At 65.2% G+C, this 19,728-nt stretch carries 16 protein-coding genes; 3 read left to right on the top strand and 13 right to left on the bottom strand.

Translation table 11 applies throughout. The features are described from left to right. Positions 1–73: 73 nt before the first annotated feature. The 9 genes from HAP47_RS27470 to HAP47_RS27510 form a co-directional block, all read right to left on the bottom strand. Positions 74–469 (bottom strand): RidA family protein, encoded by a 396-nt coding sequence (locus tag HAP47_RS27470; RefSeq protein ID WP_173641914.1) that lies wholly within the window; start codon positions 467–469, stop codon positions 74–76. A gap of 1 nt (position 470) precedes the next feature. Beyond that, on the bottom strand, positions 471–1,310 hold the full coding sequence (locus tag HAP47_RS27475; protein ID WP_173641913.1) for an enoyl-CoA hydratase family protein: 840 nt from the start codon (positions 1,308–1,310) through the stop codon (positions 471–473). 11 nt (positions 1,311–1,321) lie between these two features. Then, positions 1,322–2,101 (bottom strand): SDR family NAD(P)-dependent oxidoreductase, encoded by a 780-nt coding sequence (locus HAP47_RS27480; RefSeq protein WP_173641912.1) that lies wholly within the window; start codon positions 2,099–2,101, stop codon positions 1,322–1,324. Next, complete coding sequence (locus HAP47_RS27485; protein WP_173641911.1) at positions 2,098–4,413, bottom strand: bifunctional salicylyl-CoA 5-hydroxylase/oxidoreductase; 2,316 nt, start codon at positions 4,411–4,413, stop codon at positions 2,098–2,100. Before HAP47_RS27485 ends, HAP47_RS27480 begins: the two co-directional genes overlap by 4 nt. A 258-nt stretch (positions 4,414–4,671) precedes the next feature. Next, a complete protein-coding gene (locus tag HAP47_RS27490; RefSeq protein WP_173641910.1) occupies positions 4,672–6,210 on the bottom strand; it encodes a sugar ABC transporter ATP-binding protein in 1,539 nt (512 codons plus the stop codon). Then, positions 6,207–7,328, bottom strand: a complete 1,122-nt coding sequence (locus tag HAP47_RS27495; protein WP_173641909.1) for an SMP-30/gluconolactonase/LRE family protein — start codon at positions 7,326–7,328, stop codon at positions 6,207–6,209. The genes HAP47_RS27490 and HAP47_RS27495 overlap by 4 nt, the downstream gene beginning before the upstream one ends. Then, positions 7,328–9,466, bottom strand: coding sequence for an ABC transporter permease (locus tag HAP47_RS27500; RefSeq protein WP_173641908.1), 2,139 nt, complete (start codon positions 9,464–9,466; stop codon positions 7,328–7,330). The genes HAP47_RS27495 and HAP47_RS27500 overlap by 1 nt, the downstream gene beginning before the upstream one ends. A 99-nt stretch (positions 9,467–9,565) precedes the next feature. Next, a complete protein-coding gene (locus HAP47_RS27505) occupies positions 9,566–10,591 on the bottom strand; it encodes a sugar ABC transporter substrate-binding protein (protein WP_173641907.1) in 1,026 nt (341 codons plus the stop codon). A gap of 75 nt (positions 10,592–10,666) precedes the next feature. Further along, positions 10,667–11,629, bottom strand: coding sequence for an ABC transporter permease (locus tag HAP47_RS27510; protein ID WP_173641906.1), 963 nt, complete (start codon positions 11,627–11,629; stop codon positions 10,667–10,669). 142 nt (positions 11,630–11,771) lie between these two features. Here HAP47_RS27510 and HAP47_RS27515 point away from each other — a divergent pair, with 142 nt between their 5' ends. Then, on the top strand, positions 11,772–12,779 hold the full coding sequence (locus HAP47_RS27515) for a LysR family transcriptional regulator (RefSeq protein ID WP_231168414.1): 1,008 nt from the start codon (positions 11,772–11,774) through the stop codon (positions 12,777–12,779). Between the two features lie 27 nt (positions 12,780–12,806). Here the strand turns inward: HAP47_RS27515 and HAP47_RS27520 are convergent, their stop codons facing one another. Further along, positions 12,807–14,963, bottom strand: a complete 2,157-nt coding sequence (locus tag HAP47_RS27520; RefSeq protein WP_173641905.1) for an alpha/beta hydrolase fold domain-containing protein — start codon at positions 14,961–14,963, stop codon at positions 12,807–12,809. A 63-nt stretch (positions 14,964–15,026) separates the two neighbouring features. On the opposite strand from HAP47_RS27520, the gene HAP47_RS27525 reads away from it, so the two are divergent. Then, positions 15,027–15,710, top strand: coding sequence for a TetR/AcrR family transcriptional regulator (locus tag HAP47_RS27525; protein WP_173641904.1), 684 nt, complete (start codon positions 15,027–15,029; stop codon positions 15,708–15,710). A 67-nt stretch (positions 15,711–15,777) separates the two neighbouring features. Here the strand turns inward: HAP47_RS27525 and HAP47_RS27530 are convergent, their stop codons facing one another. Next, entirely contained in the window at positions 15,778–16,641 is an 864-nt protein-coding gene (locus HAP47_RS27530) for an SDR family NAD(P)-dependent oxidoreductase (RefSeq protein WP_231168416.1), read from the bottom strand. A 4-nt stretch (positions 16,642–16,645) separates the two neighbouring features. Continuing rightward, on the bottom strand, positions 16,646–17,203 hold the full coding sequence (locus HAP47_RS27535) for a carboxymuconolactone decarboxylase family protein (protein WP_173641902.1): 558 nt from the start codon (positions 17,201–17,203) through the stop codon (positions 16,646–16,648). 197 nt (positions 17,204–17,400) lie between these two features. Here HAP47_RS27535 and ilvD point away from each other — a divergent pair, with 197 nt between their 5' ends. Next, positions 17,401–19,245 (top strand): dihydroxy-acid dehydratase, encoded by a 1,845-nt coding sequence (gene ilvD, locus HAP47_RS27540; protein WP_173641901.1) that lies wholly within the window; start codon positions 17,401–17,403, stop codon positions 19,243–19,245. A 112-nt stretch (positions 19,246–19,357) separates the two neighbouring features. Here the strand turns inward: ilvD and HAP47_RS27545 are convergent, their stop codons facing one another. After that, positions 19,358–19,573, bottom strand: coding sequence for a hypothetical protein (locus HAP47_RS27545; protein ID WP_173641900.1), 216 nt, complete (start codon positions 19,571–19,573; stop codon positions 19,358–19,360). Between the last annotated feature and the right edge of the window lie 155 nt (positions 19,574–19,728).

Consider the following 19,728-nt stretch of genomic DNA (forward strand, 5'->3'; position numbering starts at 1 on the left):
CCGGACCGTTCACCCTTCGAGGCTCGCTCCGCGAGCACCTCAGGGTGACGGGACTGATAGGCGCGCGCCTCCATTAATCCGGCACCATCGCGATCGCCTGGATTTCCACCTTGGCACGGTCCTCGATCAGGCCCGCAACCTGAATCGCGGTCATCGGCGGAAACCGCCGGCCGATCACGTCGCGATAGACCCCGCCGATCTCCTTCAGCCGCGCGGAATATTCCTTGCGGTCGAGCAGGAACCAGGTCATCGACACGATGTGCTCGGGACCGGCCCCGCCGGCGGCGGCGATCGCGACGATGTTGCGCAGGGTCTGGCCGATCTGCGCCACGAGATCGTCGCTCTCGAACACGCATTGCCCGTTCCAGCCGATCTGGCCCGCGATGAAGATCTGTTTGCCGCGCGCGGCCATGCCGTTGGCGTAACCGATCGGCTTCGCCCATCCTTCCGGTTGTAGGATCTCGATCATCTCAATTGCCCTCGAAGGCTGGTTTCTGCTTGGCGGCGAAGGCCTCGAAGGCGCGGCGGAAATCGCCCGTCACCATGCAGATCGCCTGCGCCTGCGCTTCGGACTCGATCATCTCGTCGACACCCATCGCCCATTCCTGGTTGAACATCGTCTTGGTCACGCCATGCGCGAACCACGGCCCATCCGCAAGCGAGCGCGCGAGCTCCTGCGCGGCGGCGGTGAGCTCCGCCGGCGCCACCAGGCGGTTGTGAAAGCCCCACGCAAAACCTTCGTCGGCACTCATCGCGCGTCCGGTGTAGAGCAGATCGGCGGCATGGCCCTGCCCGATCACGCGCGGCAGCAGCCCGCATGCGCCCATGTCGGCGCCGGCGAGGCCAACGCGGGTGAACAGGAACGCCGTCTTGGCTTGCCGCGTCGCCAGCCGCAGGTCGGAGGCCAGCGCCAGCATCGCGCCGGCCCCGGCGCAGATGCCGTCGATCGCAGCGACGATGATCTGCGGACATTTGCGCATCGCCCGCACCACCTCACCGGTCATCCGGGTGAAGGCGAGCAGGTCCGGCATCGCCATCCGCGTCAGCGGCTCGATGATCTCGAACACGTCGCCGCCGGAGCAGAAATTGCCGTCGGCGCCGGTCAGCACGATGGCGCGGACATCGGAAGCGTATTTGAGATTGGTGAAGAGATCGCGCAGCTCCTCATAGGACTCGAAGGTCAGCGGGTTCTTCTTGTCCGGCCGGTTCAGGGTGATGGTCGCGACACGGCCGCTCGCATCCGTCGACCAGCGGAAGTGCTTTGCGGGATAATCCTTGAACGGCCGGAGCTTTGCTTTCATCTCGGACATGGTTTCTTCCTTCACCCGGTAAAGACTTCGCCGCCGGCGACTGCGACGGCTTGTCCGTTGATTGACGATGCGCCTTCGGAAGCGAGCCAGAGGATGGTGTCGGCGACCTCCTCCGGCGTGACCAGCCGCTGCATCGGATTGACCTTGGCGAGCGCAGCCCGCGCCTCCTGCTCGCTGCGGCCGGTCTTGGCGACGATGTTGGCGGCCGCATCCGCCACCAGCGGCGTATCGGTGTAGCCCGGGCAGACCGCATTCACAGTGATGCCGCGCCGCGCGTATTCCAGCGCCAGCGAGCGCGTCAGGCCGATGACACCGTGCTTGGCGGCGACATAGGCCGAGACGTAAGCGTATCCGGTGAGACCGGCGGTCGAGGCAACGTTGATCACCCGCCCGCGACCGCGGTGCGCCATGGCAGGCAGTACCGCATGCGTCACCAGGAACACGCTGGAGAGGTTGCTCGCCAGCATGTCCGCCCATAGCCCCGAGCTCGTCTTGTCGAACGGCGCGCTGGCGGCCTTGCCGGCATTGTTGACGAGGATATCGATCGGCCCCGCCTCGGCCTCGATCTGCGCGACCCCCTTGGTCACGGCAGCTTCATCGGTCACATCCATCGCGACAACAGCGCCCGCGTGCTTATCGAGCATCGCCGCCGTCGCCTTCAGCGCATCGATCCGACGTCCGGCGATGCTGACGCGCACGCCGGCTCTTGCGAGCGCGATTGCCGTCGCGGCCCCGATGCCGGAACCGGCACCCGTGACCACCGCATGGGCGTTGGGCCAGAACCGTGTCATGCCTTCACTCCCGCGGTTAACCGTTCGAGATTCGCCTCGTATTGCGACTTGCCCGACAGATACTGCTTCGGCCAGGCGATCTGTTTGACGCCGATCTTCGCGGCCTCATGCAGCGTCCATGCGGGATCGGCGAGATGCGGCCGCGCGATGGCGCAGAGATCGGCGCGGCCGGCGGCGATGATCGAGTTGGCGTGATCGGCCTCCGAGATCGCCCCGACCGCGATGGTGGCGATGCCGACTTCGTTGCGGATCTTGTCGGCGAACGGCGTCTGGTAGAGCCGGCCATAGATCGGCTGATCGTCGGCCCAGACCTGGCCCGAGGAGCAATCGATCAGGTCGGCACCGGCCGCCTTGAACAGCTTTGCGAAGGCCAGCGCATCCTCAGGCGTGTTGCCGCCCTCGGCCCAGTCGTGACAGGACAGGCGGACCGACATCGGCTTGTCATCCGGCCACACCGCGCGGATGGCGCGGAACACCTCCAGCGGATAACGCGCGCGGTTCTCGATCGATCCGCCATAGGCGTCGCTGCGGCGATTGGTCAGCGGCGAGAGGAAGCTCGATAGCAGATAGCCGTGGGCGCAGTGCAGCTCCAGAATATCGAAGCCCGCGGCGGCGGCGCGCCTGGCGGCGGCAACGAACTGGTCGCACACCTCATCCATCTCGGCGCGGCTCATCGGCTCCGGGATCTGGCCGTCGGGCAGATAAGGCACCGGTGAGGCCGACACCAGCGGCCAGTTGTGGTCCGGCAGCGGCTCGTCCATGCCTTCCCAGGCAACCCGCGTCGAGCCCTTGCGTCCGGCATGGCCGAGCTGGATGCCGATCCGGGCTTGCGAATTGCGGTGCACGAACTCGACGATCCGCTTGTAGGCCACCGCCTGCGCGTCGTTCCACAGGCCGCAGCAGCCGGGCGTGATCCGCGCTTCCGGCGAGACGCAGGTCATTTCGGTGAACAGCAGGCCGGCGCCGCCGAGCGCGCGGGAGCCGATATGCACCAGGTGGAAGTCGTTGGGCACGCCCTCCTCCGCCGAATACATCGCCATCGGCGAGACGATGATCCTGTTGTGCAGCGACAGGCCGCGGATCTGGAACGGCGTCAGCATCGGCGGCGTGACGCGCTCGTTGGTCGCCGGCACGCCGCTGCGCTCGGCGAACCAGCGCTCATAGCCCTCGAGCCATGTCTTGTCGCGCAGCCGCAAATTCTCGTGGCTGATGCGCTGCGAGCGGGTCAACAGCGAATACATGAACTGCTCCGGCTCAAGCGTATCGGCATAACGCGAGCCGACCACCTCGAACCATTCCATCGCGTTGCGTGCGGCATTCTGGATCCGCGCCACGTCGACCCGGCGCAGCTCCTCGTAAGCCTTCAGCACGGCGGGAATGCTGTCCTTGGTTGCGCCGTGGATCTTGAACTGGTTGGTGAGCTCGATCGCATCTTCCAGCGCGAGCTTGGTGCCCGAGCCGATTGCGAAATGCGCGGTGTGGGCCGCATCGCCCATCAGCACGACATGACTGTTGCCGTTGAACGCGGTCCACTTGCCGCAGATCAGCCGCGGAAACGACAGCCAGGCCGAGCCGCGCAGATGCCGCGCGTTGGAGACCAGATGATGCCCCTCGAGGATTTCCGCGAACACGTTCTCGCAGAACGCAATGGATTCTCCCTGATCCATCTTGTCGAGGCCGTGGGCGAGATACGCCTCCTCGGTGGTCTCGACGATGAAGGTCGCCGCGCCCTCCTCGAACTTGTAGATGTGCGACTGGAACCAGCCATGCTCGGTCTTGCGGAAATCGAAGGTGAAGGCATCGAACGGCCGGTTGGTGCCAAGCCAGATATAGCGGTTCGGCCGCATCAGCATGTCGGGCTGGAAGGTTTCGGCATACTTTGCACGAACCTTCGAGTTGACGCCGTCGCACGCCACGATCAGATCGGCGTCGGGGAACTCGATATCGGAATTGACCTCGCGCTCGAAGATCAATTCGACGCCGAGTTCCTCGGCCCGCGCCTGCAGGATGTTGAGCAGCCGCTTGCGGCCGATGCCGACGAAGCCGTGGCCGGTGGTGCGCATCCGGCGGCCCTTGATCAGGACCTCGATGTCGTCCCAATGGTTGAAGGCCTGCTCGATCGTATCAGCGGTGACCGGGTCCCATTTGCGCATGTTGTCCATGGTCGCATCGGAGAACACCACGCCGAAGCCGAACGTGTCGTAGGGCCGGTTGCGCTCGACCACGGAGATCCGGTGCGCGGGATCCAGCATCTTCATCAGGATGCCGAAGTAGAGCCCGGCCGGCCCGCCTCCAATGCAAACGATGCGCATGGCGTTCTCCCGTTGGCCTCGGCCGGGGTCGTTTTCCCCAGGGAGGCGATGAGGGATAATATTTTATACTTAAAATAATTGTCAAGGGCGGCGTGGACCGACCCATAGCTGTCGTCCCTGCGAAAGCAGGGACTCATAACCACAGGATCGCGTTGTTGAAATGGGCTGCGGCCCCAGCGCCGTAACCAACAGCAATTGGTGGCTATGGGTCCCTGCTTCCGCAGGGACGACACTGAGTTTGTGGCGCGCCGCGCGCCCTTAATGCACCGCGGCGTACAGGATCTTGTCCTGCGTCGCGTCGGCCGCGTCGAACTCGGCGACGATGCGGCCGGTGCGGGCGACCAGGATGCGGTCGGAGACGGCGAGGATCTCCGGCAGATAGGACGAGATCACCACCACCGCCTTGCCCTCGTCGGCGAGACGGCGGATTTCGCCGTGGATGTGCGGGATGGTGCCGACGTCGACGCCGCGCGTCGGCTCGTCGAAGAAGATGATCGACGGCTCCTGCACCAGGGTCTTGGCCAGCACCACCTTCTGCTGGTTGCCGCCGGACAGCTCGATGATCCTGGCCTTTCGCTGCAGCGCGCTGATCTTGAGTCGCTCGACCCAATAATTGGCGAGCTTGCTGCGCCTGGCGCGCGACAGCAGGAAGCTCCAGCCCTTCCTTGTGGCGAGGCTGCCGATATAGACGTTGTCGTCGACCACCATGGTCTCGAAGAAGCCGTTGGCCTTGCGGTCCTCGGTGATGTAGGCGATGCCGTCATTGATCGCCTGCCGTGGCACGCGATAGCGGATCGGCTTGCCGCGCAGCCGGATGGTGCCGCCATTGACCAGGTTGCGCTTCAACGCGCCGTAGACGATCTTGGCAATCTCGGTGCGGCCGGAGCCGATCAGGCCGGCGATGCCGACCACCTCGCCGGCATAGACCGAGAACGACATGTTCTTGACCGCCATGCCCATGGTGACGTTCTCGACCGTCAGCACCTTCTCGCGGCGCTGATGGGTCTTCGCTTTGCCGCCATAGACCGCCTGCGCCACCTCGCGCCCGACCATGTGCTGCACCAGCGCATCGCGGGTGAGCTGCTTGGCGGGCGCCGTGATCACGAGCTTGCCGTCGCGCAGCACCGTGATGCGGTCGGCGATCTGCAGCGATTCCTCCAGCGCATGCGAGATGTAGATGATCGAGACGCCGCGGGCACGCAGGTCGCGCACCAGGTGGAAGAAGTGGACGATCTCTTCCGGCGTCAGCGATGCGGTCGGCTCGTCGAAGATGATGATACGGGCCTTGTTGTAGATCGCGCGCGCGATCTCCACCATCTGCTTCTTGGCGGTGCCGAGCAGCGCCACCGGCGTTGCCGGATCGACGTGGAAATTGAGCGACTGCAACAGCTGCTGGGCCTGGATGTTCAGGGTGCGGAAGCGCGTCAGCAGCTTTTCATTGCCGAGCTCGATGTTCTGCGCGGCGGTCATGGTCGGCACCAGGCTGGTCTCCTGATAGACCATGCAGATACCGGCATCGAGCGCGTCGCGCGGCTGCTCGAAATTGGCGGGCTTGCCGTCGAGCAGATAGTCGCCGGAGGTGAGATTGATCGCGCCGGCGATCGCCTTGCACAGCGTCGACTTGCCGGCGCCGTTCTCGCCGACCAGCGCATGCACCTCGCCGGGATAGAGATCGAAATTGACGTCCTCGATGGCGTGGACACCGCCATAGATCTTGGAGCCGTTGCTGATCTGCAGCACCGGCTCGCGGGTTGCGGACTGGGTCGGGGTCACGGACTGCGTCACACCGTCATTCATCGCAGCTCTCCCGTGTAGCGTAGCAGCCGTCCGGCGCCGCGCGCCGCGATCACGATGCCGGAGGGCGTCGCGCAGGCCGCGGTGATGCCGTGGAAGCGGCCGCCGGCGCGGCTGTGCAGGCTGTCGCTGGCCTCGCCTTCGGCATCGAGATGCACGAGCAGGCCGTAGGAGCGCGGCGGCGCCCATGGCTTCTGGATGCCGAGCGCCTTGACGCTGCCGATCTGCATCGGCTCCAGGCAATCGCTGCCGCCGACCAGTGCCGGCGCCACCCAGTAATCAGGCGGCATCGACGCCATCATCTCCTCGCGGAAGTCGTCTTCCTTGAGCACGAACTCGATCAGATGCGTGCGGCGCGCGAACACGCCGAGCAGCAGCCCGCCATGACCATCCGGACGCAGCCGCGCCGGATAGCCCGGCATGTTGGTGGCGACGGTCTCGCGCGGGCCAAGTCCGCCCGCAGCGAGCGCGAACCGGCTGAGGCGGTGCGCCCAGCTCTCGGTGAGCCACAGGTTGCTGCCGTCGGCGGAGACCATCACGCCATAAGGATATGGCAGGTCGCGCAGCAGAACCTGCGGATTGTCGAGGCCGGTGCCGCAACCGATCAGGCGGCCATTGGCGCGCTTCTCCATCAGATCGTGCCGCCACTCGCTCGGGCGGCGGCCGATGCTGCCTTCGACCGCATAGATGCGGCCATCGGGCGCCGCCGTCACCGACAACAGCCCCGTGAGCGCGCTCCCGCCGACGGCATCCAGCCAGCGCGGCACGGGCTTCGCAGGATCGATCGCGGCAAGCCCCCTGCCCGCGACGCAGACCAGCAGGCGGCCGTCCGGATGCAACGCAAGCCCGCCGGCATCATCATCGAACTCGGCGACAACCGTGCGGGCCGAGAAATCCGCTCCGTTGAGCTTCAAGACCTGGCGGCCGGCAGAGACATAGACCGCACCGTCACCGGCGGCGATGACGTCGTCGACGCCCGGCAGCGGCTCGCCGATCGGCACGGCGGTGTCGAGCCGGTCGTTCGGGCTCATCGCACCGTCGAGCGGGGGGATCGCGTTCTGGCCGCCGTCGCGGTCGATGACGCTGCGGATGTCGCGCAGCAGATGATCGAAAAATCCCATTACGTCGTCACCCTGCTTTTGGCGCCCCAATAGGCATCGTAACCGGTCCAGTTGTCGTCGACGCCGTCGAGCCTGATGCGGCCGATCCGGTTGTTCTCGAGCCCGCCGAGATAGAGATAGCCCTGATGCTCGCGCATCGAGGTCAGCGTCGAGTGCGAGATGCCGGTCGGATCCCACCACGATTCCAGTGCCTCGCCCTGCTCGTTGAACTTCAGCACGCAGCCATGGTTGAGCGCGGGCGCCAGCCACTCGTCGGTCGGCACCTGCTTGACCATGCGCAGGCGGAAACCGGGCTTTCGCGCAGCAAGGTCGAAGGTCGGCGTGCGGATCCCGACCAGCGCCAGCCAGTAGGTACCGTCGGAGGCGCGGTTGATGTTGTCGGGGTTGCCCGGCAACTCGTCCATCAGCACTTCGGTCTTGCCCTTGTTCGGCCCCTCGATCCAGTGGCGAAACACCTTGCACAGCGAGGTCGACGCGATCAGGATCGACTTGCCGTCATGGGAGACGCAGATCCCGTTCGGGAAATAGAAGTGGTTGATCACCGTGCGCGTGGTCTTGGTCGCCGGATCGTAGCAGACCACGCGGCCGTTCGGCCGGCCCTCGAGGATGTCGAGGGTGTTGGTGGTCATCTCGTAGCGCGTGGTGCAGTCGCTGAAATAGATCTTGCCGTCGGGCGCGATGTCGAGATCGTCGGCCATGCGCAGGCGGCTGTCGTCGTTCAGCTTGTACCAGGTGCGGTTGGTCTCGTCGGTGACCTTGAAAATGCGGCCGTCGGGCGCGACGCCGTAGACGCCCATGCCGGCGACCGCGACGATCAGGTTCTCGTCGCGATCGAACTGCATGCCGAGCGGCCGGCCGCCGATATGGGCGAACACCTCGCGGGTCTTGAAGTCCGGCCCGGAGAAGCGGATCACATTGCCGTCGCGGGTCGAGCCGTACAGCCGGCCCTGGCGATCGAGGATGACGTCCTCGGGCCCCTCGACCTGGTCGACGCCGATCGCCTGCGCGTTGATCAGCCGGTCGTTCTGCGCATAGGGCGAGGACGCGCCGGGCTGCACCGCGGGCGCGGACGCGAGCGGCACGAAGGCCGGATTGACATAGATCTTCTGGATCGCCTTGCCGCGGTTCTTCGACCATTTGACGTCGATGCCGACGGCGGCGAGCAGGATCATGCCGGTCACCGCCGAGGTGACGTAGCCCGGGATACCCATGCGCACGAGGCCGTTGATCAAAAGGAAGATGATCAACGCGCCGATCATCGCCCGCCACACTGTGCCCTTGCCGCCGGCCAGCGACACGCCGCCGAGCACCACGGCGGTCAGCGCCTGGAATTCCCACCCCACGCCGGTGGTGGAATCCGTCGAGGCCTGCCGTGCCGCATAGAAGATACCGCTCGCCGCGCACAGCGTGCCCGACAGCACGTAGGTCATGAACAGCATCAACCGGACGCGGATGCCGGCATGACGCGCCGCCTTGCGGCTGGCGCCGATCGCGGTGAGATGCCAGCCATAGCGCGAACGCGACAGGAAGATGTGGCAGATCAAAAGCACCACGAACAGCGTCGCGGCATTGACGGGGATGCCGAGCACGCTGCCGCCGCCGATGAAATCCCAGGCGTCGCTCTCGACCGAGTTGGTCGCGAACACCTGCGCATAGCTGGTGTTGAGCAGATTGACCGAGGCACGCAGGATGATCAGCGTCACCAGCGTGGTCAGGAACGGCCGCGTCTTCAGGAAGCCGATCAAAAAGCCGTTGATGCTCCCGAGCAGCGCGCCGACGAGGAGCGTCGCCGGCACCGCAAGGCCGACCGGCCATTCGCGCACCAGCAGGAAGTACAGCGCCGCGAAATTGCACAGCGCGAAGATCGCGCCGACCGAAAGGTCGATGCCACCGGTGACGAGGCAGAAGCCCATCGCGAGCGCAACGAAGCCGAATTCGGCGAACAGCCGCAGCAGCGAGACCGAGTTCTGCACCGAGGCGTAGTCGGGAATGGTGAGCGCGAAATACGCCCACAGCCCGATCATCACGGTGAAGGGAACAACCGGCTCGAACCACTGTTTCAGCAACAGCTCCGACAGCAGGAGCCGGGGTGAAAACCGCCGCACCGATGCGGCAAAGGAATCAACTGCCATCGACATCGCCAAAGCACTCCCTGATCCGGTTTCAACGTTTCCGGATTCTGACCCGTGATACAGCCGGCGCGGGAATGCCCCCCGCGCCGGCTGTCTCGCGCCTTGTTAGTTTTTCTTGGGTAGCGCGAAGCAGGTGCCGCCGAGCGAGGCGTTCGACTTATCGATCCAGATCGGCCGCGTGTAATAGGACAGGTTTTTCGTGCCGGGCTTGTCGCCGGACATCAGCAGCGTCTCGGCTGCGAACATCAGGTCGTGGCCCTGCTCGGTCGCCTTGTAGCTGAGGAACTTGCTGAAGTTCCCGGAAGTGACCTGGTCGCAATCGAGCTGCGAGCCCTCGCCCGAGGCGAACACCTTCACGTCGTCGATCTTGCCGGCATTGCGGATCGCCTGCGCGGCGCCCGACTCCATGATGCCCCAGAAGCCGATCGAGGCGCAGAGATCGGGATGCTGCTGGATCACGGTGGCGGTGATGTTGAGCGCAGTGTTGGCATCCCAGTTCGCCGCCTGGTTCGACACCACCTTGATGTTGGGATCCTTGTTCAGGACCTCCATGATGGCACCGACCTGGTCGACGCTGGCGGCTGCGGTCAATTCGCCCTGCACGATCTGCACCTTGCCGGATTTGCCGGAGCCGGTGCCGCAGGCCTTGACGGCTTCGTTCGCGAGCATCCTGCCGATCTCGCGCCAGTCGACGCCGACAAAGGCACCGGACTTGTAGTTCGAGGCCATATTGACCTGGATCACATGCGTGCCCTGGCTTTCGGCGCGCTTCAGGTCCTTCATCAAGAGCGTCACGCTCGGATTCTGCACGATCAGGACGTCGGGCTTCTGGTCGACCAGCGCGGTCAGCGCCTGCTGCATGGCGGATGGATTGTTGTTGGGATCGCGCACGATGTATTTCATGCCGCGCCACTCGGCCTCTTCCTGCACCACGCGGCCCCATTCGTCGGACAGCGGCACGCCGAGCGCGATCGGCAGATAGGCGATGGTCTTGCCCTGCAGCGACTTGTCGTAGGCGGTGCGCAGCTCGCGCCCGGCCTTGGTACCTTCCTCCTGTGCCGATGCCGCGAACGGCATCCCGGCGAGCGTCACTCCGGCGAGCAGGATCGTCCAGAACTTGGTCGTCTTCATCGTCTCCTCCACACAAAATTCTTTTGATTGATTGGATTTCTTTTTGATTGGCGCGGCGCGCTCAGTCGCCTTGTTTCAGTCTCCTTGCCGCGCGGTCTCCTCGTCGCGGGGATGCAGCCAGTTGTCGAGCACGATCGCGGCCAGCAGCACCACGCCCTTGATGATGTTCTGCACCTCGCTGTTGACGTCCATGATGGTGAAGGCGTTGAGCAGCGTGCCGATCAGGACGCAGCCGACCACGACGCTGAACACGCTGCCGCGGCCGCCGATCAGGCTGATGCCGCCGATCACGACGACCAGCACGACGTCGAAGATCATTGTCCCTTGCGTGATCGCCATCTGCATGCTGCCCGTGGTGCCGACCCAGACCAGGCCCGCAATCCAGGCGAGCAGCGCAACCAAGACGTGCTCCAGCACGATCAGTGGACGCAGCGGAATGCCGGTCAGCCGCGCGGCCTCCGGATTGTCGCCCTGCGAATAGATGAATCGGCCGATCGAGGTGCGCGACAGGAACAGGTGCATCGCGATCGCGCAGACCGCGAACACCAGGATCGGAACCGGGATGCCGAACAGCCGCCCGGCGCCGAGATACATCAGGCCCGGCGCATCCTTCGGCGCGTAGACCACCCAGGCCGGCGCGATCCAGAAGGCGAGACCATAGATCACGAAGCCGGCGGCCAGCGTCACGAACAGCGCCGGCGCCTCCACGAAGGCGACCATGACGCCGTTGACGACGCCGATCAGCACCGCAATGGCCAGCGCCAGCAGCACTGCCGTGAAAACAGGCATGCCGTTCTGCATGTAGATCAGGGCGATCGCCCAGGAACCCGCCATGATCGCGACCTCGGAGAGGTCGATGCCGCGGCTGATCACGATCAGCCCCATGCCGAGGCCGAGCACGCCAAGGATGGAAATACTGCGCAACAGATTCAGGAGATTGGAAACGCTGGCAAAACCGTTCAGGGTCAGGCCGAACACGACCAGAAGCGCGATCGTGATCAGGAGCACGATCTGCTCCTGGCTCGGTTTTGCGAACATTGTGCCCGATCGAGATGATGCCGCAGGGACAGCAACGCCGCGCGATGGCGATTGCACGCTCATCGTTTCCTCCAGGTATTATTTTGCTTGAGACTTTAAGAGCGCCAACTCATATTCGTCAAATGCATTCGGCGGATACGAATTGATTATTTACATGCATGTGCGCGATATCGATCTGAACCTGTTCGTCGTGTTCGACGCGATTTACACCGAGGGCGGCGTCAGCCGCGCCTGCTTCCGCCTCAATTTGACCCAGCCCGCGGTGAGCCATGCGCTGAGCCGGCTGCGCGCGATGTTCAACGATCCGCTGTTCGTGCGCCGCCATCACGTGATGACGCCGACCCCGCTGGCGCGCCAGATCATCACCACCGTGCGCCAGGCGCTCAACGGCCTGGAGACGACCCTGACCCACACCGACCGCTTCGATCCGGCCAGGACGCCGAAGCGCTTCGTGATCGGCCTGCGCAACAATCTCGAGGCGCCGATGCTGAGTGCGCTGGTCAACCGCATCAGCGCCGTCGCGCCGCTGGTCGAGATCGCGACCGTGCGCAGCGAGCGCAACAATCTGGAGCGGGAGCTTGCCGCCGGCACGCTGGATGTCGCGATCGACACGCTGCTGCCGCTCTCCACCGAGGTGCGGCGCGAGCAGATCCTGACCGAGCATATCGCCGTGTTCGCCCGGCGCGGCCATCCCGAGCTCGGCACGCGGCTCGACAAGAAGGCGTACCTGCGCCTGGAACACGTCTGCGTGACATCGCGGCGCAGCGGCCTGTCGTTCGAGGACTTCCAGTTCCAGCGGCTCGGCCTGACGCGCACCGTTCGCCTGACCTGCCAGAACTTCGCGACCGCCTGCCATGTCGTGAGCCGCAGCAACATGCTGCTGACGGCGTCGGAGAGCGCCGCCTCCGTGCTGGAGAATCCCGGGCTGTTGCAGTGCTTCCCCTGCCCGTTCCCAATCAGCCCGCACGTCAATTATCTCTATTGGCATGCCACCGCGGAGGGCGACACCACCAATCAATGGCTGCGCGAGCAGCTGCGCGCCGCCGCCGCGTTGCTCGCCGGCAGCCGTTTCAGCAAGAAGAACCGCCGCGCGGCCAAGGCGCGCCCCAAGGTGGGCATCCCGGCGCCGACCAGCCTCGCCGCGGAATGAGAGCGCCTCGAGCGCCGCAACAAGCAATCATGCGGCAGCCTGCGGCCGCGTATCCTCGCGACGGAGATGGCGCCGCGCCCAGGCGGCCACCTCCTCTATTGTCGCCCGCGTCTCGGGCAGGAACGGAAAGATCGGGTAGACATGGACTGAGTCCTCAACCACCCGCAGCGTCACCTCGACCCCGGCCTGCTCCGCGCGCTCGGCCAGCCGTGTGGTATCGCTGAGCAGCACCTCGCCCCGGCTCGCGGTCAGGAACAGCGGCGGCAGGCCGGTAAGATCGCCGAACAGCGGCGACACCAGCGGATCGGTCGGCTCGTGCCCCTGGAAGTAGGACGCCCCCATGAACGTGAGCAGATCGCGGTTGGCGGCAGGATCGTCGCCATTGAACTGGCGGATCGTGGGGCCCGACAATGTCAAATCGGCGAACGGCGCCGCGGCCAGGATCGCCGCCGGCAGCGGATCGCCGGCATTGCGGAGCGCCAGCACCATTGCAACGGCAAGGCCGCCGCCCGCGGATTCGCCGGAGACCATGATCGAGCCCGCAGGAATGCCGCGCGCCAGCAATGCGCGATAGGTGGCCACCGCGTCGTCGAGCGCGGCCGGATAGGGATGCTCCGGTGCGAGCCGGTAATCGACGGTGTAGCAGATTCCCTCTACCGCAGCCGCAAGCCGGCTTGCGTATTCCAACGAACCCCTGGCGGACCCGATCAGATAGCCGCCGCCGTGAAAGTGCAGCACGACTTTGCCACCCTGCGCGTCCGGAGCCGCGACGCGCCAAGCCTTGACGTCGCCAAGCTCGTCCTCCACCGCGGCCGCGCCTTCGGGCAGCGGAAAGTTGGTCACGAGGAAACGGTCATAGGCCTCGCGCAACCCGTCATGACCACGTGCGACATCTTCAGGCTGGAACGCATACTTCCAAAGGTCGAACGCGCGCTGCGCTTCCGGACGCTGCAAGCGCTTGCCTTCGCGCAGGCCGGTGACATTGAGCACTTCACCGGGCGGCCCTTCGGTGGCCTTGACCACATCATAGTCCCACGCGAGGCCCCAGCTGGTCTCCGCCAGCGGATCGATGCGCGCCATGCCCTTCCAGCGGTGGTTGCGGTGGCGCAGGCGATCGGCATCGGTCTCGTGCATCAGCTTGACCACCGCACGCGCACCGGCCTGGATCTGCGTCGTGCGCGGCAGCCGCCGCTGCTCATACTCCTTCAGCGCGCCCGGGACATCGCTCTGCCGTCGCGAGAGCACGCGCGCAAGCGTCCAGCCATCCTCGATGCTCTGGCCGGCACCGGCGGCAAGAAACGGCACCATCGGGTGAGCCGCGTCGCCGAGCAGCGTGATGCGTCCGGAGCTCCAGCAATCGATCGGATCGCGATAATACATGCCGGTGATGAATGCGCTCTGGCATTGCTCGAGCATTTTTCGCGCACGCGGCTCGGCGTCATTGAAGGAGCCCAGCAGCTCGGAAATGTCGCCGGTCTCGTCCCAGGATTCCCGTGTCACCTCGTGCGCAGGCACCGAGGCGAGGATGCTGTAGAGATTTTTCGGCCGCACCCAATAGGTGATCAGCGTCCGGCCGGGGCCGAACCAGTAATTGCCACGCTCCTCCAGGTCGAGGCCTTCGATCCGCTCGGCCGGAATCAGCGAGCGCCACATCAGAATGTTGGCAAAGTGCTTCTCCTCCCGGCCGCGCAGATGCTGCCGTACCACCGAATGGATGCCGTCGCATCCGATCAGCACGTCACCGCGCACGGTCTCGCCATTTGCGAGCTTTACCTCGACGCCGTCGGCGTCCTGTGAGACCGCCACGCAGCGGGCATCAAGCCGTCTGGCTTCCGGCGGCACCGCGTCGGAAAGGATCTGAACCAGATCGGCGCGATGGATATTGTACATCGGCGCGCCATAGCGCCTGGCGGCCTCATCGCCCAGCGGAGCCTGGTAGAGCATCTTGCCGGTGCGCAGGTCGCGGTAGTCATAGGATTGCGGCTTGACGCCAACGCTGCGAATGGCGGCCTCCAATCCAAGCTCGCGCAACACGATCGCCGCATTGGCGGCAATCTGGATGCCGGCGCCGATTTCGCTCAATGCCCTGGCCTGCTCGAGCACGAGAACGTCAATGCCTTGATGACGCAGCGCAATCGCTGTAGTCAGTCCACCGATGCCGCCGCCCACGATGAGTACACGCATGACCTGCTTCCTCTCCGAGTCCGAATTAAGCGATTTCACTTAATTAATCCAGGATCAGTTCGCATGTCAAGCAGGCGGAAGGGCACGCGCGCGACGTCGGAAGAGACGCGGAACCAGATCAAGGCGGCCGCGCAAATGCTGTTTGCCCGCCATGGGGTCGACGCCGTGACCGTGCAGCAGATCGTCGACGCAGCCGGACAGCGCAACAACGCCGCGCTGCACTATCATTTCCGGTCCAAGGAAGAGCTGATCCGGCAGATGGTCGTCGACGGCGCGACTGTGCTCGAAGAGCGGCGGCGTGACATGCTTGGCGAGATCGAGGCGCGCGGCGGACCGAAAACCATTCGCGAGCTGATCGTGGTGCTGGTCATGCCCGTGATCGAACTCGGTGACGACGAGCGATGGCGCGGATATATCCGCTTCACCTCGAACCTGCAGGCCTCCGATCCCAAGGCGTTGCGTGAGGCGCTGAACGGCCGCTGGAATGCCAGCTATATCGAATGCTTCAATCAGCTGAAGCAGATGCTGCAACTCCCGGCGCCGATCGTCGAACAGCGGCTCTCGATCCTCGCCATCTACGCCAACGCGATCCTGTCCGCCCACGAAGCTGCACTCGAGTTGCGCAACACCAAAAGCAGCCGGCTATGGGGCCAGCCCTTCACGATCGAGAATATTCTCGACACGCTTGAAGCCACGCTGACTTGCCCGGCTTCAAAAAGCGTCCTGTCCAAGCTGCCGGAGAGTTGACCGGATCATTCCGGCCACGCCCAGGGCCGCGGTCTGGCTTGCGACAGCCGCCGGAGCGGCGCTTCGCTCACAGTCCGCTCAGGCCGCTATCCACCGCGAGCGTCTGCGCCGTGACGTAGACGCTCTCATCCGACATGAAGAACAGCACCGCATAGGCGATCTCCCACGCCGTCGCCTGGCGGCCGAACGGAACCTGCCCCTTGCCGCGCGACGGCCGTCCCGCGCCGGCCTCGCGGCCGTTCGGGGTGTCGACCAAGCCGGGATAGACCAGGTTGGCGCGGATGCCGCGCTGCGCGCCGGTATGCGCGATGTTGCGCATCAGGCCGCCGAGCGCCGCTTTGGAAGAATCATAGACCGCCATCTGCGATCCCGCCTTCAGCGCCGCGATCGAGGAGATGAAGACGATCGAGCCGCCATCGGCGAACTTCGGCAAGGCGGCGCGGCAGCACAGCATCGGGCCGCGGACATTGACGTCGTAGATCCTGTTCCATTCCTCCGCGCTGACATTGTCGAGCCCGGTCTTGCCGAAGGTGCCGATGTTGAGCACCATGCCGTCGAGCCCGCCCATGGCGTGATGCGCCTCGGCGATCATCCTGACGACATCAGCCTCCCTGGTGACGTCGGCAGCGATCGCGAAAGCGCGACCGCCGTCAGCCGCGATGCGCGCGACCGTATCCTCGGCGGAGCCACGGTTGAGGTCGGCGACCGCGACATGCGCGCCCTCGCGCGCGAACAGCAGGCTCATGGCGCGGCCGTTGCCGATCGGGTCGGTCGCGGCATCGAACACGCGCTGACCGCCGCCGACCACCAGGATGCGGCGGCCGTTGAGGCGTCCCCTGCCCGGCGCCATGCCCGAGGACTCCGCGCTCAGCGGACGGACATAGCGCTCCGGCTTCGTGTCTTGCTTGGCCGCTTGCGAAGTCTCCGACATCCCATCAACCCCGCTTCTTGCCGCCCTCATAGACGGCCATGCCGGCGGCCGGATCGAGATCGGTCTCGGTCGCCTCCGTCAGCCGCGCCATCATCATGTAGAAGCCGAGCGTGACGATCGCCTCGACGATCTCCTGATCGCTGAAATGCTCGCGCATAGCGGCAAAGGCTGCATCGCCGACGCGGACCTTCTCGACCACCTCGCGGCCGAAGCCGAGTAGCGCACGCTCGGCCGCATTGAGCGCGGCATCGTCGTATCTGCCGCGCTCGACGGCATCGATCTGCGCTTGCGTAACGCCGACGCCGAGCGCGATCGGCACATGCTGCCGCCACTCATAGGCGCCGCCCTCGAGCTGCGCGGCCTGCAGGATCAGGAGCTCGCGGTTGACCGCCGACAGCTTCTGCTTGTGCAGGATCGAATTGCCGAGCCGCATCAGGGGCATCGCATTGGCCTCCGCATGGGCCATCATGCGGAAGATGTTGAGCTTGACCGGCATGCGGTCGAACGCCGCGCGGATGTCGCCGCTCGTGGTATCCGGATCAATCAGAGGCAGCCTTGCCACGCGTCTCTCCCTTGTTCGTTGTTCTTGCCGTTCGTGCGTCCACCTAATGCACTGGGCTAACCGATATCAAGCCGACCGGGCCGGATTGCCCGAATAGTGGGGTTCAGCCATGCGGTTCCGCGCTTGAATCGGCTGCTGCGGGCGGGCATAAGGACTGCCATCTCCCCTAAAAAATGACCTTAGCCCAAGGATTTACGATGCCCGCCTATCGCTCCCGCACCACCACCCACGGCCGCAACATGGCGGGTGCACGCGGCCTGTGGCGCGCCACCGGCATGAAGAACGAGGATTTCGGCAAGCCGATCATCGCGGTGGTCAACTCCTTCACCCAGTTCGTGCCCGGCCACGTCCATCTGCAGAATCTCGGCCAGCTCGTCGCACGCGAGATCGAGAAGGCCGGCGGCGTCGCCAAGGAATTCAACACCATTGCGGTCGATGACGGCATCGCGATGGGCCATGACGGCATGCTTTACAGCCTGCCCTCGCGCGAGCTGATCGCTGACAGCGTCGAATACATGGTCAACGCGCACTGCGCCGACGCGATGGTCTGCATCTCCAACTGCGACAAGATCACCCCCGGCATGCTGATGGCGACGCTGCGCCTCAACATCCCGACCGTGTTCGTCTCGGGCGGTCCGATGGAATCCGGCAAGATCCTGCTCAAGGGCAAGAAGCGCGCGGTCGACCTGATCGACGCGATGGTTGCCGCGGCCGACTCCAACGTGTCGGACGAAGAGGTCGAGGTGATCGAGCGCTCGGCCTGCCCGACCTGCGGCTCCTGCTCCGGCATGTTCACCGCGAATTCGATGAACTGCCTGACCGAGGCGCTCGGCCTCGCGCTGCCCGGCAACGGCTCGGTGCTGGCGACGCACGCCGACCGCAAGAGCCTGTTCGTCGAGGCCGGCCATCTGATCGTCGATCTCGCCCGCCGCTATTACGAGCAGGACGACGCCAAGGTGCTGCCGCGCAACATCGCGAATTTCAAGTCGTTCGAGAACGCGATGACGCTCGACATCGCGATGGGCGGTTCGACCAACACCGTGCTGCATCTGCTCGCCGCCGCGCGCGAGGGCGAAGTGCCGTTCACGATGGCCGACATCGACCGGCTGTCGCGCAAGGTGCCGGTACTGTGCAAGGTCGCGCCCTCGGTGCAGGACGTCCACATGGAGGACGTGCATCACGCCGGCGGCATCATGGCGATCCTCGGCGAGCTCGACCGCGCCAGGCTGCTCACGACCGACGGACCGACCGTGCACGCCGCGACGCTGGACGACGCGCTGAACCGCTGGGACGTGGTGCGGACCACGAGCGACAAGGTGCGTAATTTCTACCGCGCCGCGCCGGGCGGCGTCCCGACCCAGGAAGCCTTCAGCCAGGACCGCCGTTTCGACGACGTCGATGTCGATCGCGCCGAGGGCGTCATTCGCAACGCCGAGCACGCCTATTCCAAGGACGGCGGCCTCGCGGTGCTGTTCGGCAATTTGGCTGAAGACGGCTGCATCGTGAAGACCGCCGGCGTCGATCAGAGCATCCTGAAATTCTCGGGCCCGGCTCGCATCTTCGAGAGCCAGGACGCCTCGGTCGACGCCATCCTGACCAACAAGGTGAAGGCCGGCGATGTCGTGCTGATCCGCTATGAAGGTCCGCGTGGCGGCCCGGGCATGCAGGAGATGCTCTATCCGACCAGCTATCTGAAGTCGAAGGGCCTCGGAAAGGCCTGCGCGCTGATCACCGACGGTCGCTTCTCCGGCGGATCGTCGGGCCTGTCGATCGGCCACGTCTCGCCGGAAGCCGCCGAAGGCGGCCTGATCGGCCTCGTCGAGGAAGGCGACATGATCGAATTCGACATCCCGAACCGCAAGGTCAACCTCAAGGTCGACGATGCCGAGCTGAAGCGCCGCCGCACGGCGATGGAGGCCAAGGGCAACGCGGCGTGGAAGCCGGCCGCGCCGCGCAAGCGCGCCGTCTCGACCGCGCTCAAGGCCTATGCGGCGTTCGCAAGCAGCGCGGCAAAGGGTGCCGTGCGCATCCTGCCGGAGTAATCGGCCAACCGCTGCCGAGTGCGAAGCGGATACCGGTTCGCGTGAAGAAAACGCCTCAAAACAAAAATCCAGAGCCCCGTTCCGATTCAATCGGAACGGGGCTCTGGATGCGTCAGGTCACTTGCAAATCGGCCGCTTCGATCCGGATGCGGTCGGCATGCAATGACCAGTCGCAGAGCGCCTGTTCCTGACAGAATATGAGCTTGGCCATCTCGGTGGCCTGGCCTTCGCTCAAGGCGTCGACCTCGAGTTCGCCCTGGCAAACCTCGCGCTGGCGGCCGTTGCCGCCGAGCACGTCCTTCATGAACTGAACGACGAAGCGTGACATGGAAACCCTCCCTGCTGCGCCGGCAGAGCCCGGGGGTACCACGTTAGCACTAACGCGAAATGGTGTTGAGTTAATTCAGCGCGCGCGGATGCGACGCTTCGCAGCGGTGGAAAACTACGCGCCGGCCTGCGGCAGGCTGGCAGCGGCGATCGCGA

Source organism: Bradyrhizobium sp. 41S5 (assembly GCF_011516665.3).
Classification (GTDB): Bacteria; Pseudomonadota; Alphaproteobacteria; order Rhizobiales; family Xanthobacteraceae; genus Bradyrhizobium; species Bradyrhizobium quebecense.

What these genes read in the sequence shown, in the direction of transcription:
- HAP47_RS27545 (WP_173641900.1), bottom strand. Translation starts at nt 19,573, where the DNA reads ATGTCACGCTTCGTCGTTCAGTTCATGAAGGACGTGCTCGGCGGCAAC.
- HAP47_RS27505 (WP_173641907.1), bottom strand. Translation starts at nt 10,591, where the DNA reads ATGAAGACGACCAAGTTCTGGACGATCCTGCTCGCCGGAGTGACGCTC.
- ilvD (WP_173641901.1), top strand. Translation starts at nt 17,401, where the DNA reads ATGCCCGCCTATCGCTCCCGCACCACCACCCACGGCCGCAACATGGCG.
- HAP47_RS27520 (WP_173641905.1), bottom strand. Translation starts at nt 14,963, where the DNA reads ATGCGTGTACTCATCGTGGGCGGCGGCATCGGTGGACTGACTACAGCG.
- HAP47_RS27470 (WP_173641914.1), bottom strand. Translation starts at nt 469, where the DNA reads ATGATCGAGATCCTACAACCGGAAGGATGGGCGAAGCCGATCGGTTAC.
- HAP47_RS27525 (WP_173641904.1), top strand. Translation starts at nt 15,027, where the DNA reads ATGTCAAGCAGGCGGAAGGGCACGCGCGCGACGTCGGAAGAGACGCGG.
- HAP47_RS27495 (WP_173641909.1), bottom strand. Translation starts at nt 7,328, where the DNA reads ATGGGATTTTTCGATCATCTGCTGCGCGACATCCGCAGCGTCATCGAC.
- HAP47_RS27485 (WP_173641911.1), bottom strand. Translation starts at nt 4,413, where the DNA reads ATGCGCATCGTTTGCATTGGAGGCGGGCCGGCCGGGCTCTACTTCGGC.
- HAP47_RS27475 (WP_173641913.1), bottom strand. Translation starts at nt 1,310, where the DNA reads ATGTCCGAGATGAAAGCAAAGCTCCGGCCGTTCAAGGATTATCCCGCA.
- HAP47_RS27510 (WP_173641906.1), bottom strand. Translation starts at nt 11,629, where the DNA reads ATGTTCGCAAAACCGAGCCAGGAGCAGATCGTGCTCCTGATCACGATC.
- HAP47_RS27530 (WP_231168416.1), bottom strand. Translation starts at nt 16,641, where the DNA reads ATGTCGGAGACTTCGCAAGCGGCCAAGCAAGACACGAAGCCGGAGCGC.
- HAP47_RS27480 (WP_173641912.1), bottom strand. Translation starts at nt 2,101, where the DNA reads ATGACACGGTTCTGGCCCAACGCCCATGCGGTGGTCACGGGTGCCGGT.
- HAP47_RS27500 (WP_173641908.1), bottom strand. Translation starts at nt 9,466, where the DNA reads ATGTCGATGGCAGTTGATTCCTTTGCCGCATCGGTGCGGCGGTTTTCA.
- HAP47_RS27490 (WP_173641910.1), bottom strand. Translation starts at nt 6,210, where the DNA reads ATGAATGACGGTGTGACGCAGTCCGTGACCCCGACCCAGTCCGCAACC.